We start from the raw sequence: 14,621 nt of genomic DNA on the forward strand, positions 1-14,621 counted from the left end.
TGTCTCCTCCTATGATTAATAATATCTGCTTATTCTAATTTGAATTTGAATTTTTATTCAACAAAACGAATATTAACACATGAGATTTGTTTTGAAAAGATATTATCCTAATATAAAAATATTCCAAAAATTCTGCACTTTGATATATTGAACTAATATTAAAAGCAAATAAAAAGCACCTCCTTGAGAAGAGATGCCTTTTTGAGATTATGTTAATGATTGCTTACTACTGTTTGCCTAAATTCATTTTTCATTTTTTCCAATGCTTTCTTATTGGTTATTAAATCAAATCCTGTTAAGGCAAGGGCCAAGGCACCTCTAGAAAGAATTTGATGGGAATTGTCAGTGATGGTTAAGTCGGCAAATTCCCTTGTATGTGCAATTAGTCCAGGCGAGTCAAGACCAATATAAGGATGTATCGCAGGAACAACATGACTTACATTTCCCATATCAATGGAACCATATGAATCCTTCGCTTTCTTAACTTGCTTTACACCTGCCGCTAAGAGATTGTCTGTGAATAATTGGGATAATGCTTGATTGGTAACCATATTATCATAGCTCAATTCGTAGTTTTTAATATGAACCTCTGCACCTGTCATTAGAGATGCACCTTTTGCTATATTAATTACCTTTTGAACAACCTCGTTTAAATAGGTACGATCCTTTGCTCGAACATAAAACTGAGCTACTGCTTTATCTGGGACAATATTGGCTGCTACTCCGCCTTCTTTAATAATCCCATGGATTCTAACATCAGAAGTCACATGTTGACGAAGTGCATTGATGCCATTAAATAATTGTATAACAGCATCCAGTGCATTAATTCCCTTCTCTGGAGAAGCTGCTGCATGACTTGTTCTGCCACGGAAGTCAAATTGAATCGCATCCATCGCTAATGAATCACCACTCTCATAAGATTCATCAGCCGGGTGTAAAATCATAGCTGCATCGATACCATCAAAAATACCTTGCTCAGCCATTGGAACTTTTGCACCGTTTGTTTCTTCAGCAGGTGTTCCTAATACAACTACACGTCCGCCAATTTCATCTACCATTTTACTTAAGAGAGCTCCAGCCCCGGCACTCATCGTTCCAATCAGATTATGACCGCACCCATGTCCAACCTCAGGCAATGCATCATATTCCGATAAATAGGCAATCGTTGGTCCCTCCTTCTTAGAGTCGTATACCGCTTTAAAAGCAGTAGCTCGCCCAACAATTCCTTTTTCAACTACAAATTTATGTTCCTCAAGGAATTCTATTAACTGTTTGCTAGATTCAAATTCTTGATCCCCTAATTCAGGATGATGATACAAAGAATCACTTATCTCCCATAATCTATGTTTAATAATTTCTAAATAATTTTTTAATAAATCCTTCATGCTAAAATCTCCTCTTTAGTATGATTAAAATTGCAAAATAATTAATAAATATACATTAAAAATATCATTTTGACAAGAACAAAAGGCCAAATCAATTGATGATTTGGCCTTTCCTTCATTCGGATTCTTATATTAAACTTCTTCGCAATATTCGTCAAATTCTTTTTGGAGTTTTGACACGACTGTTGCTGGATCAAAACCTTCGATTTGATGTCTTTCAACCATTGTAATAATCTTGCCGTCCTTTAAAAGGGCAAATGATGGGGAGGATGGCGGATAGCCAGTGAAATAACTTCTTGCTTTTTCGGTTGCTTCTTTATCCTGTCCAGCAAAAACAGTGACAAAGTGATCCGGGCGCTTATCATAATGTAAGGCATGTGCTGCTGCAGGACGTGCAACACCACCCGCACAACCACATACTGAATTAATCATTACTAAAGTGGTCCCTTTTTGTTCAAGTGCTTCCTCTACATCTGCAGGTGTTTTCAACTCTTTATATCCGGCAGACACGATTTCTTGACGTGCCTGGTTAACAACATCATTCATAAAAAAATTAAAATCCATGCTCATTAAATTCACTCCTTAGATTTATGACTATATCTACATATTAACAGTAAAAATGTTTGATTATCAAATATCAATACTTGTGGCAGCTTATTCTTTTTTTTGAAAAAAAGTCTTAAAAAGACTTTCCACTGCAGAAGCGACTGTCTTTCCACCGGTAATTACTTCATTCTCTAATTTTGGCAGCTGGTTCATGATCTCAGGATGGTGATAAAAATGATAGTGCAACTGATCCGTAATCATTGCATGGAGCCATTCTCTTGATTGGGCATTCCTTCTATCTTCCAAGACTCCAGTGAACTTTCCTCTCGATTCAAAAGCTTGAATAACTTCCCATATCTTATCAATTCCTTCTTGAGTCAAAGATGAACAGGTATGGGCTTTTGAAATCCAACCTTTGGTCGATGGCTGCAGAAAGTGAAGGATTCGATTATAATCTTTCCTTGTCAATTCTGCCTTTTGTTTATTATCCCCGTCTGCTTTATGGACAATTATGGAATCAGCAAGCTCCAGGATCCCTTTCTTCATGCCTTGCAGTTCATCACCTGCCCCAGTCAGCACCAGCAGCATAAAAAAGTCGACCATATCCCTGATTATAAATTCACTTTGTCCGACGCCGACCGTTTCTATTAATATCACATTAAATCCCGCTGCCTCACATAGCAGCATCGATTCTCTTGTTTTTCGATGAACACCACCGAGCTTTCCTGCCGATGGTGACGGACGGATAAACGCACGTTGATTCCTTGCTAACTGTTCCATACGCGTTTTATCTCCCAAAATACTACCACCCGAGATACTCGAAGTTGGATCAATTGCTAATACAGCCACCTTTAGACCCAAACTGCAGAGATACATTCCAAACTCTTCGATAAAAGTACTTTTCCCAGCACCAGGCACCCCAGTAATTCCAACCCTTATCGAGTTTCCGCTGTAAGGCAGCAATCTTTGCAGTAACTCTTGTGATTTTTGGAAATGATGCTCTGCATTACTTTCTACAAGAGTAATAGCACGAGCAAGCAAGCCTCTGTTTCCTTTTAGCACCCCGTCAAATAATTCTTCAACTTCTGGTTCTGAAGAGTTACGTTTTTTAAATCGAATATTTTTTTGCAAAGAAGTTGCTTGACCTTCAAGTTCCTCCCCTTTTCTTACCACACTTGAGCAAAGTTCGGGCTTTCTTGGATCGCTCCATTCGGGTTTTTGATCTGCAGCCATTACTCTGCCACTTCCTCATAACCGAGTTGAAGGTAAATTGCCTTGATTACTTTTTGCGCTGCTATCGGAATCACTGTCCCAGGTCCAAAAATAGCCACTGCTCCGTTATCGTATAAAAATTGGTAATCCTGTGCTGGAATAACACCACCAATAACAACTAAGATATCTTCACGTCCTAGTTTTTTCAGTTCAGCCACTAATTGTGGCAATAGCGTCTTGTGCCCAGCAGCAAGCGAGCTCATACCAATGACATGGACATCGTTCTCAATTGCCTGCAAGGCCGTTTCTTCTGGTGTTTGGAATAATGGACCAATATCAACATCAAACCCCAAATCAGCAAATGCAGTGGCGATGACCTTTGCCCCGCGGTCATGTCCGTCCTGACCCATTTTTGCAATCAGAATTCTGGGTCTTCTACCTTCATTCTTCAGGAATTCGTCGGACATTTCTTTTACTATCAAAATTTCTTCTTCATTACTAAAAGCTTTACTATATACTCCGCTAATTGCATGGATGACCGCTTTATGTCGATTTGCTACTTTTTCAATGGCATCGGAAATTTCCCCAAGAGTTGCCCTCGCTCTTGCCGCCTGGACAGCAAGCTCCAAGAGGTTGTACTTACCTGTTTCCGCTGCTTTCGTTAAAGCGGTTATCGTTTCTTCCACTTTTTTGTCATCACGATTAGCTTTTATTACATTTAATTTTTCAATTTGTTTCAATCGAACTGCTGTATTATCGATATCTAAAATATCAATTGCTTCTTCCTTCTCAAGGCGATAACGGTTGACACCAATGATGACTTCTTTTCCAGAATCAATTTGCGCTTGCCTTCTTGCGGCTGCCTCTTCAATTCTCATTTTTGGAAGCCCAGTCTCAATGGCTTTAGCCATGCCACCTAGACCTTCAATCTCCTCAATATGTGTCCATGCTCTATTAACCAATTCATCTGTCAATTTTTCAACGTAATAGGAGCCTGCCCACGGATCAATAACATTTGTAATCCCCGTTTCTTCTTGCAAAAACAATTGCGTGTTACGAGCAATCCGAGCAGAAAAATCAGTTGGCAGTGCAATCGCTTCATCCAAGGCGTTTGTATGCAGGGATTGGGTATGCCCCATTGCCGCAGCATGTGCTTCGATTAATGTACGTGTAACATTATTAAAAGGATCTTGCTCTGTCAAACTCCAGCCAGATGTTTGCGAATGGGTGCGTAACGCTAATGATTTTTCATTTTTCGGATGAAAAGATTTCATCATTTTTGCCCAAATCAATCGAGCGGCACGCATTTTAGCTACTTCCATGAAATAATTCATCCCAATTGCCCAAAAAAAGGATAATCTTGGTGCAAATGAATCTATTTCAATTCCTGCCTTGAGACCCGTACGTACATATTCCAGACCATCCGCTAGTGTATAAGCTAGTTCTAAATCAGCTGGTGCACCAGCCTCCTGCATATGATAGCCCGAAATACTAATACTATTAAACTTTGGCATGTATTTTGACGTATATTCAAAAATATCAGCTATTATTTTCATTGACATTTCCGGAGGGTAAATATAAGTATTACGAACCATATATTCCTTTAAAATGTCATTTTGGATGGTCCCAGCCAGCTTCTCCTGACTTACACCTTGTTCTTCAGCCGTCACGATGAAAAAAGCAAGAATGGGCAGAACGGCCCCGTTCATGGTCATTGAAACGGACATTTGGTCTAAAGGTATCCCCTCAAATAGCTTCTTCATATCAAGGATAGAATCAATGGCCACCCCTGCTTTACCGACATCTCCGACAACACGTGGATGATCAGAGTCATAGCCGCGGTGAGTGGCTAAATCAAAGGCAACCGATAATCCCTTTTGCCCCATCGCTAAATTTCTGCGATAAAAGGCATTGCTTTCCTCTGCAGTTGAAAAGCCTGCATATTGTCTCACTGTCCACGGCCGATTAACATACATCGTTGGATAAGGCCCTCTTGTATAAGGAGGGAGTCCCGGCAGATTGTCTATATGCTCAAGGTCTTCACGATCTTCTTTTGTATAGAGCGGTTTTAAACTGATTTGTTCATTTGTCTCGAACAGTAAATCATCAATCGAGGTATTTATCTCTTGGTGTACTTTTTGCTGCCACTCTTCTTTGGTCATAAAACTTTGATCGTCAAATAAAGAAATATTTTGAAAATCAGGCTTTTGTTTCTTCAACCTTGCTCACCTCCAGGTCGTTAAGGATTGACGTTAGCGTTTCGTAGCAATTGCTTTTCATATGGATAAACTGCTTAATACCAGCATCCTTCCATTGGTCCAGTTCCTCTTTTTCTGGAAGGCCTGCTAAGTAAAAAATCAACTCAGGGAATTCAATTTTTAGAGCAGGCAGGATTTCATAACCGATTATTTCATATTGTTCATTCGTACCGCATAAGCAATAATACTTGGCAGACGTTTCTAAAATAAATTGTCTAGCTTCCTCTAAAGATAATATCGGCTTACTTTCGGCTGCTCTCAAACCGCCTGCTGCAAGAAAGCCCTTCATAAAATCAAGTCTTGCTTTATGCTGCTTTAATCCACCAAGACAAATCATCCCTACAGTCGGCTTTGAGCCTAATTTTTCTTCGAGATCCTTTGCCTTTTTTCGCAATTCTTCAAATGGTTCTGCCAATCTCAGATCCGGAATGGCCTCCATTTTTATTAACGATTTTTCCATAGTAGTAAAATATGAATTTCTCGTTTGAGTTTTTTTATGCGTAACAATTTCATCCAGATTAGCGTAGACATTTGTTCCAACAATGCTTTTCTTTCTTGTTTGAACATCTTGATTCTTTTTTTCATAGACAACAGCAATCTCCTGCTGCAGCCAATTTGATTTTAAAGTTTCTAGAATGCCACCATTTGCTTCAATTTGTTGAAAAAATCCCCAAGCTTTTTCAGCTAAGTCATTGGTTAGTTCTTCTATATACCAAGAACCTCCAGCAGGATCTATCACTTTTGTTAGATGTGCTTCTTCCTTCAAAAGAAGTTGAGTATTTCTAGCAATTCTTTCCGAAAACGAAGTCGCACCTGTGAGATCATCGTAGGGTCGCACATGCAAGTATTGAACGCCCCCAACCACGGCCGCAAATGCTTCATTTCCAGCACGCAGAAGGTTAACATACGGGTCATTTACTGTTTTTGTGAAAGAAGAAGTTTCAGCAGCTATATGCATCCTGCCCATATCATCAGAAGATCCGTAAACATTACTTATTCGATTCCACAGTACTCGAGCGGCGCGAAGTTTTGCGATTTCCATAAAAAAATTGCTGCCAATCGAAAATTGGAAGATCATTTTTGTAAAGATTTCATCCAGTTCCATGCCTGCATTCTGAAAGTTTTCAAGATAAAATATCCCTTCAGCCATTGCTATCCCTAGTTCTTGAACAGCGCTCGCCCCACCATTATGATATGGAGCAGTATCTATTAGAATTGTACGCACATTAGGTAATTTCTCATTTGAGTGGACAATGTTTTTTACCCAATCATTGAAAAATTCCTCAGAAATACACCCCTCTTCAGCGAAAATGGCGACGGGATCAGCCCCAATATATCCTCGGAGATTGTCGATAGCCCCTTCTTGATCCGCCATTCTTTCTAATTCCGAAAGAAAAGTAATTTGTAAACTTTTTGCGTTAATTGAGAATGGATATTGACAATAGAATTCTCCTAATAATTTTGCTAGGTTTGTTTCGACATCTAGTAAAGCTTTTGAGACTTTAAATGAAATAGCCGTTTGGCCTTTATTAAATGATTGTCTGAGTTTCTGCTCCAACTCTTCTGCGGTTTGATAGGATAGTTGTTGGGCGACCACCCAGTCATTCGTCAAGTAACCTAACGGATAGGTCCCTCTTCTAAAATCTGAACCTCCTGGAAAATCAGGTACTGGTCGCTCATCTTGATGGGTATAAAGCGGTTTCAAAATAATGTTTTCATATGTAGTAGTTTGTAAGGATTCAACCGTTTTTCCTTTTAAAGATTGCTCTGCTTTAGTTTTCCATTCATGTGTGGATCCTGAAGGAAAAGACTGATTCTTTATTTTTTCCAAACTTTTCATCCCCCCCATTATACATAATTGAAATAAAATTCAATTAGTTCTACTAAGTACTATTTTATGGTACAAACACAATTCAAGCAATTAAAAACAAGATAACCGCTGCCAAGCATGGTAGCGGTTGTTTTGTTTAATAAATCGAAGTTGTTGATTTTGATGTATTTTCAAGTATTTCTTTTACGCGTTGTAGGAATCGGCCGCAAACAAGTCCGTCCAACACTCTATGATCAAGTGACATACATAAATTCACCATGTCACGGACAGCAATCATTCCATTATTCATGACAACTGGACGCTTGACGATGGACTCCACTTGCAAAATGGCTGCTTGCGGATAATTGATGATACCCATTGATTGAACAGAGCCGAATGAACCTGTGTTGTTTACTGTGAAGGTTCCGCCTTGCATATCTTCTGATCTTAGCTTGCCTGTTCTCACTTTGACTGCAAGTTCAGAGATTTCACGTGCAATCCCCTTAACTGTTTTTTCATCTGCCTGTTTAATGACAGGAACATAGAGAGCATCATCCGTTGCCACTGCTATCGAAATATTGATATCTTTCTTTTGGATGATTTTATCTCCCGCCCACATCGAATTGATTTGCGGGAATTCTTTCAGTGCTTGCGCAACTGCTTTGACAAAGAAAGCGAAGAAAGTTAAATTGAAGCCTTCTTTTTTCTTAAATTCATCTTTGAGGGAGTTGCGGTACTCCACCAAATTAGTTGCATCCACTTCAATCATTGTCCAGGCATGAGGTGCTTCGTGTTTACTGCGCAGCATATTAGCGGCAATCGCTTTGCGGATGCCTGTCACAGGGATTTCAATATCACCAACTGCAACCGGAATATTGACAGATTGTGCAGATGCTGTAGGCGTAGAAACTGACTGAGATGCTGCTTGTGTTGGTGTTTCCACAACTGCTGTCTCTTGGTTAGCTTCAACATTTTGTTCTGCAACTGGAATTTTTCCTGATTCAATTAATTTTAATAGATCTTTTCTAGTAATTCGCCCGCCAGCACCGGTGCCTGACACCTTTGTTAAATCGATCCCATGCTCTTGAGAAATTTTTAGAACTGCAGGTGAATAACGGGCCTTGTTTCCTTGGTCCACTGGTTCTACACTTACTGCAGCGCTTTGTACAGCGGCATCGCTTGTTACTAAAGCACCAGTTTCCTGGGGAGTTCCACCTTCCATTTCAATTGTGCAAATCATTTCACCAACTGCTAATGTTTCACCTTCTTCAGCGATTAACTCCTTAACCACACCTGTAAAGGAGGATGGAACTTCTGCATTTACCTTATCTGTCATAACCTCTGCTAGGGGGTCGTATTTATTCACTTTATCGCCAACGGATACGAGCCATTTACTAATCGTACCTTCGGTTACACTTTCCCCTAACTGAGGCATTTTGATTTGTTCAATTACCACTTTTTACAACCTCCTATTGTCCAGCTCCGGCGCCTAGCCCCTCGAGTCGCTTCGGTCCTGCCAATGAAATCAAAAACGACTTCACCGTCAAGACCTCCATCGCTTGTCGGGGCTGAACAAGTCGCCTCCGCTTTTCGTTTAATACTCAGCAAGCTCGCGCATGGCTTTTTCGACTTTATCCGGATTTACCATAAAGAATTTTTCCATTGTTGGAGAATACGGCATTGCCGGTACATCCGGTCCAGCTAAGCGCATAATTGGTGCATCTAATTCAAATAAGCAATTTTCAGCTATGATCGCAGAGACTTCGCTAATGATGCTGCCTTCTTTGTTATCCTCTGTAACAAGAAGGACCTTACCCGTTTTCGATGCAGCTTCAATGATTGCTTCTTTATCAAGTGGATATACGGTCCTCAAATCAAGAATATGTGTTGAGATTCCATCTTTCGCTAATTTTTCAGCGGCTTGAAGGGCAAAATGAACACATAGACCATAAGTAATAACAGTAATATCTTCTCCCTGGCGCTTTACATCCGCTTTTCCGATTGGAAGAGTGTAATCATCAGTCGGGACCTCACCTTTAATTAATCGATAGGCCCGTTTATGTTCGAAGAATAATACCGGATCATTGTCACGGACGGCAGCTTTTAATAGTCCCTTCGCATCGTAAGGTGTGGAGGGCATCACAATTTTCAATCCAGGCTGATTAGCAAAAACAGCTTCAACTGACTGGGAATGATAAAGCGCACCATGAACACCCCCGCCGTATGGCGCACGAATAACCATCGGACAGTTCCAGTCGTTATTGGAGCGATAGCGGATTTTTGCTGCTTCCGAGATAATTTGATTAACTGCCGGCATAATAAAGTCGGCAAATTGCATTTCGGCAATCGGCCGCATGCCGTACATCGCTGCACCGATTCCTACCCCAGCAATTGCTGATTCGGCAAGTGGTGTATCGATGACACGCTCTTCCCCAAATTGCTCATACAATCCTTGGGTCGCCTTAAACACACCGCCTTTTACGCCAACATCTTCACCAAGGACAAATACCCTTGGATCTCGTTCCATTTCTTCTCGCATTGCCATTGTGATTGAATCTATATATGAAATTATCGCCATGTTACATCCCCCTTACAAGTCCGCATAAACATATTTCAGTGCTTCTTCAGGTGCAGAATAAGGAGCATTTTCTGCATAGTCAGTCGCTTCATTCACTTGCTTCATCACACGGTCATTTATTTCCTTTTCCATCTCATCATCCATGACACCAATTTCCTTTAAATAGGCCCCAAAAGTTATAATTGGGTCTTGTGTTTTGGCTTTTGCAACCTCATCTGGAGCACGGTAGGAACGGTCGTCATCATCAGAAGAGTGTGGAGTTAGACGATACGATATGGTTTCAATCAATGAAGGGCCTTCCCCACGACGGCCACGCTCCGCTGCTTCCTTTACGACTTTATAAACTTCTAATGGGTCGTTCCCATCAACAGTAAAGCCAGGCATACCATATCCAATTGCACGATCTGAAACCTTTTCACATGCTAATTGTTTTTCGATTGGGACAGAGATCGCGTACTTGTTATTTTCACACATAAAGATAACTGGAAGTTTATGTACACCTGCAAAGTTTGCCCCCTCATGGAAATCCCCTTGGTTAGAGGAACCCTCTCCAAATGTTACAAACGTTACCAAGTCTTTCCTTTCCATCTTCCCGGCAAGGGCAATTCCAACTGCATGTGGAACTTGAGTTGTAACTGGCGAAGAACCTGTGACAATCCGATTTTTCTTTTGGCCAAAATGGCCAGGCATTTGCCGACTACCAGAGTTAGGGTCTTCTGCTTTTGCAAAACCGGATAGCATCAGTTCCCTTGGGGTCATACCAAAAGCCAATACTACCCCCATATCACGATAATACGGAAGAACATAATCTTTTTCACGATCTAGTGCAAATGCTGCTCCCACCTGTGCTGCTTCTTGACCTTGACAAGAAATAACAAATGGTATTTTACCAGCACGGTTCAATAACCACATCCGTTCATCAATTCGGCGGGCTAAAAGCATAGTTTCATACATTTCCAATACTTTTCCGTCGCTTAAACCTAAAGCATCATGACGCTTTTCTGTCATTTATTTCATACCTCCTTATTGTTCGTTACATACATTTAAGAATGGATTGCTTTCCCATCAACTGCGAGTGCAGCCTCACCAATTGCCTCTGACAAAGTTGGGTGTGGATGAATTGTATGTGCAATTTCCCAAGGTGTCGCATCTAATACCATCGCAAGTCCTGCCTCGGTAATCATATCCGTTACATGTGGACCAATCATATGCACCCCAAGAATATCATTGGACTCCTCATCAGCAACAATTTTTACAAAGCCATCAGATTCTCCAAAAACAAGTGCCTTCCCAATAGCACGGAAAGAAAACTTTCCAATTTTCACTTTATGACCTTTTTCTATTGCTTGATCTTCTGTTATCCCGACGCTTGAAACTTCCGGATTACTATAAATACATCTAGAGACCAAATTATAGTCAAATGGAGAAGGATCTTTCCCAGCGATATGTTCAACAGCTACAATCCCTTCATGTGAAGCAACATGGGCCAGTTGTAATCCACCAATCACATCACCAATCGCATAAATATGTGATTCTTTTGTTTGAAAAAATTCATTTGTTAAAATAAAACCCTTCTCCACTTGTATTTCTGTATTATCAAGCCCAATTCCTTCTGTATTTGCTTGACGTCCAACCGAAACTAGAATTTTTTCTGCTTTAAACTCTTTCAATGCACCTTTAACTTCTGCAGAAATCGCCACGCCATTATCCTTAACCAACGTTTCTGGGAGCACTTTTGCACTTGTGACAAGTTTAATTCCCTTTTTCTTCATTAAGCGCTGCATTTCTTTTGATATTTCCTTGTCTTCTGTCGGAATAATGCGGTCAGCATACTCAATAACCGTTACTGACACACCAAAATCCGATAACATAGACGCCCATTCAATTCCAATTACACCCCCACCAACAATTATGATGGAACTTGGAAGTGTTTCTAACTGCAATGCTTCATCAGAGGACATTATATATTCGCCATCAAAATCAAGACCCGGAAGTGTCCTCGGTCTAGAACCTGTTGCGACAATTACATTTTTCGGAAGCAGCATTTCGTTTTCTTTCCCGTTATTCATTTCAACAGAAATGGTTCCCGGCATCGGTGAAAAGATGGACGGCCCCAGGATTCTGCCTAATCCTTCATAGACATCGATTTTGCCTTGCTTCATTAAATGCTGAACTCCTTTGTGAAGTTGATCAATTATTTTATTTTTCCGGTCCTGTACTAAACTAAAATCAACCGTTACATCACTAGTGATAACTCCAAAATCTTTACTATGTTTGGTTGTTGCATAAACTTCCGCACTTCTAAGAAGCGCTTTACTTGGAATACATCCTTTATGTAAACATGTCCCGCCAAGTTTTCCTTTTTCTACAATAGCTGTTTTCAATCCAAGCTGAGAGGCCCTAATGGCAGCTACATAGCCACCAGTTCCCCCGCCAAGAACGACCAAATCATATTCTTGTGCCATTTTCTTTCCTCCCCAAGTACCTTAAATTTTAGCTGTTTTAAATTTACCCGGATAAACTTTTTCCTCTTCTTCACCGCGTAAGACTCGTAGTGCTCCTTCAGCTAGAGCTTGAAGTTCGTTTTCCCCTGGCTGAACAATAACATCAGCAATCCAATTAATTCGGTCGGTGATAGATTTCACAAATCCTTTTCCGTAAGCAAGGCCGCCAGTCAATATAATTGCATCCACTTTTCCTGATAATACAGCACTGGCAGCCCCAATTTCCTTTGCTACTTGATAGGCCATTGCATCATATACAAGCTTTGCCTCATCATCACCAGCTGCTATTCTTTGTTCTACCTTTACCGCATCATTAGTTCCTAGGTAGCCAACAAGGCCACCTTGGCCCACAAGCATCTTCATTATTTCATCACGGTAATATTCCCCCGAATAACAAAGTGCTACTAAATCCCCAACTGGAACGGTTCCAGCACGTTCGGGGCTAAATGGCCCATCTCCATGAAGACCATTATTAACATCAATTACCTTACCATGTTTATGGATACCAACGGTAATCCCACCACCCATATGGGTAACAATTAAATTCAAGTCATTGTATTTTTCCCCTAATTCCTTTGCTACCCTTCTTGCGACTGCTTTTTGATTCAAGGCATGAAAGATACTTTTCCGTTCAATTAAGGAAAATCCAGAAATTCTCGCTAGTGGTTCAAGCTCATCAACAACAACAGGATCAACGATGAGGGAAGGAATATTTCGTCCAGAAGCAATTTCGTATGCAATGATTCCGCCAAGATTTGATGCATGCTGTCCGGCATAACCAGACCGAAGATCAGCTAACATCACATCATTAACGGCGTAAGTTCCACCTTCAATTGGTCTAAGCAAACCTCCACGGCCACATACAGCAGACAGTTTGGAAATATTTATACCTTCATTATCCAGTATTTCCAAAATTGTTGTTTTTCTAAATTCGTATTGATCAATTATATTTGCAAAAGAGTTTATATCCTCTGAATCATGACGAATTGTTTTTTCTAAAATGGAAATATCATTATCGAAAACCCCAATTTTCGTGGATGTCGAGCCTGGGTTGATGACGAGAATCCGATATTCATTATCTTGCAAAGTATTTGACCTCCATTTTGGATTTCTTATGGTTAAAGTCGTATGGTAATTTAATATAACTATAAGTGCCCTATGAAAGGCAAAGACGCTGAATTCCCATTCAGCGCTCTGCGAATATATTTTTTAAAAAAGTAGTGCCTATCTAGATATTCTATGACTTAAGATATGGTGGCCATTTTGCAGGAATTGGCTTCTTGAATTACGAATCCTTGCAATTCTTTCTTCTGCCATCCGGTCCGCTGCTACATATGTTGGAATACCATCACGTTTTGAAATTTCAATTACTTTTTCAATCGTTGCATAAAGCTGTTCAACCTTTTTCATTGCCCGTTCTTGGTTGTAGCCATAGAGTTCATCAGCAACATTGATTACCCCGCCAGCATTAATAACATAATCGGGAGCATAAACAATTCCCATTTCGTGGATGATATCACCGTGACGGGTATCTTTTAATTGATTGTTAGCTGAACCAGCAATAACTTTTGCTTTTAGCTGTGGAATCGTTTCATCATTAATTGTTGCCCCTAAAGCACACGGAGCATAGATATCACATTCTACACCATAAATTTCATCAGGGTCGACCGCTAGTGCACCAAATGCTTCAACAGCACGGTTAACCGCCTCTTTATTAATGTCCGTTACAATAAGTTGAGCCCCTTCTTCATGCAAATATTCACAAAGAGTATAGGCTACATTTCCAACACCCTGAACAGCAACTACTTTTCCTTCAAGTGAATCTGTTCCAAACGCCTCTTTTGCCGCTGCTTTCATACCGCGGTATACACCGAAAGCAGTTACTGGGGAAGGATTTCCTGATGAGCCAAATGCCGGTGAAATTCCAGTTACAAAATCTGTCTCTTCATGAATTAAATCCATATCAGCGACTGTTGTACCAACATCTTCTGCTGTAATATATCTGCCGTTTAGTCCTTGGATGTAACGGCCAAATGCACGAAACATGGCTTCATTCTTATCTTTTCTTGGATCGCCGATGATAACCGTTTTACCTCCACCAAGATTTAATCCTGCGGCAGCATTCTTATAAGTCATTCCTTTTGCTAAGCGTAGGGCATCTTCAATTGCAGCTTCTTCAGATGCATAAGTCCACATACGTGTTCCACCCAATGCTGGCCCTAAAGTTGTATCATGAATAGCAATAATTGCTTTTAATCCTGATTGTTTATCCTGGCAGAATACTACTTGCTCATAATCGTATTGTTCTAAGTACTTGAAAATTTCCAT

General features: G+C 40.3%; 11 protein-coding genes. All 11 read right to left on the reverse strand.

What is annotated here, in order from left to right:
- Nucleotides 1–212: 212 nt before the first annotated feature.
- On the reverse strand, nucleotides 213–1,385 hold the full coding sequence (locus J7E66_RS25575; RefSeq protein WP_215005163.1) for a M20 family metallopeptidase: 1,173 nt from the start codon (nucleotides 1,383–1,385) through the stop codon (nucleotides 213–215).
- 132 nt (nucleotides 1,386–1,517) lie between these two features.
- A complete protein-coding gene (locus J7E66_RS25580) occupies nucleotides 1,518–1,955 on the reverse strand; it encodes a BrxA/BrxB family bacilliredoxin (protein WP_168245005.1) in 438 nt (145 codons plus the stop codon).
- Nucleotides 1,956–2,039: 84 nt separating this feature from the next.
- Complete coding sequence (gene meaB / locus J7E66_RS25585) at nucleotides 2,040–3,164, reverse strand: methylmalonyl Co-A mutase-associated GTPase MeaB (protein WP_215005165.1); 1,125 nt, start codon at nucleotides 3,162–3,164, stop codon at nucleotides 2,040–2,042.
- Nucleotides 3,164–5,362 carry a methylmalonyl-CoA mutase gene (gene scpA / locus J7E66_RS25590; RefSeq protein ID WP_215005167.1) on the reverse strand — a complete coding sequence of 733 codons (2,199 nt, stop codon included), beginning with the start codon at nucleotides 5,360–5,362 and terminating at the stop codon, nucleotides 3,164–3,166. Before scpA ends, meaB begins: the two co-directional genes overlap by 1 nt.
- Nucleotides 5,343–7,241, reverse strand: coding sequence for a methylmalonyl-CoA mutase subunit beta (locus tag J7E66_RS25595; protein WP_215005170.1), 1,899 nt, complete (start codon nucleotides 7,239–7,241; stop codon nucleotides 5,343–5,345). Before J7E66_RS25595 ends, scpA begins: the two co-directional genes overlap by 20 nt.
- Nucleotides 7,242–7,368: 127 nt before the next feature.
- Nucleotides 7,369–8,667 (reverse strand): dihydrolipoamide acetyltransferase family protein, encoded by a 1,299-nt coding sequence (locus J7E66_RS25600; protein WP_215005173.1) that lies wholly within the window; start codon nucleotides 8,665–8,667, stop codon nucleotides 7,369–7,371.
- 138 nt (nucleotides 8,668–8,805) lie between these two features.
- Nucleotides 8,806–9,789, reverse strand: a complete 984-nt coding sequence (locus J7E66_RS25605) for an alpha-ketoacid dehydrogenase subunit beta (protein WP_168245010.1) — start codon at nucleotides 9,787–9,789, stop codon at nucleotides 8,806–8,808.
- 12 nt (nucleotides 9,790–9,801) lie between these two features.
- A complete protein-coding gene (locus J7E66_RS25610) occupies nucleotides 9,802–10,797 on the reverse strand; it encodes a thiamine pyrophosphate-dependent dehydrogenase E1 component subunit alpha (RefSeq protein ID WP_215005176.1) in 996 nt (331 codons plus the stop codon).
- A gap of 35 nt (nucleotides 10,798–10,832) precedes the next feature.
- The gene (gene lpdA, locus J7E66_RS25615; RefSeq protein WP_215005178.1) at nucleotides 10,833–12,254 is read right to left on the reverse strand and encodes a dihydrolipoyl dehydrogenase; all 1,422 of its coding nucleotides are present in this window, start codon (nucleotides 12,252–12,254) and stop codon (nucleotides 10,833–10,835) included.
- Between the two features lie 21 nt (nucleotides 12,255–12,275).
- The gene (gene buk / locus J7E66_RS25620; RefSeq protein WP_215005183.1) at nucleotides 12,276–13,379 is read right to left on the reverse strand and encodes a butyrate kinase; all 1,104 of its coding nucleotides are present in this window, start codon (nucleotides 13,377–13,379) and stop codon (nucleotides 12,276–12,278) included.
- Nucleotides 13,380–13,517: 138 nt separating this feature from the next.
- The gene (gene bcd, locus J7E66_RS25625; RefSeq protein ID WP_215005185.1) at nucleotides 13,518–14,621 is read right to left on the reverse strand and encodes a Leu/Phe/Val dehydrogenase; all 1,104 of its coding nucleotides are present in this window, start codon (nucleotides 14,619–14,621) and stop codon (nucleotides 13,518–13,520) included.

This window comes from Bacillus sp. ISL-7 (assembly GCF_018613065.1).

Coding starts and splice junctions, on each gene's coding strand:
- J7E66_RS25610 (WP_215005176.1), bottom strand. CDS start 10,797: ATGACAGAAAAGCGTCATGATGCTTTAGGTTTAAGCGACGGAAAAGTA.
- J7E66_RS25595 (WP_215005170.1), bottom strand. CDS start 7,241: ATGAAAAGTTTGGAAAAAATAAAGAATCAGTCTTTTCCTTCAGGATCC.
- J7E66_RS25575 (WP_215005163.1), bottom strand. CDS start 1,385: ATGAAGGATTTATTAAAAAATTATTTAGAAATTATTAAACATAGATTA.
- bcd (WP_215005185.1), bottom strand. CDS start 14,621: ATGGAAATTTTCAAGTACTTAGAACAATACGATTATGAGCAAGTAGTA.
- lpdA (WP_215005178.1), bottom strand. CDS start 12,254: ATGGCACAAGAATATGATTTGGTCGTTCTTGGCGGGGGAACTGGTGGC.
- J7E66_RS25605 (WP_168245010.1), bottom strand. CDS start 9,789: ATGGCGATAATTTCATATATAGATTCAATCACAATGGCAATGCGAGAA.
- meaB (WP_215005165.1), bottom strand. CDS start 3,164: ATGGCTGCAGATCAAAAACCCGAATGGAGCGATCCAAGAAAGCCCGAA.
- J7E66_RS25580 (WP_168245005.1), bottom strand. CDS start 1,955: ATGAGCATGGATTTTAATTTTTTTATGAATGATGTTGTTAACCAGGCA.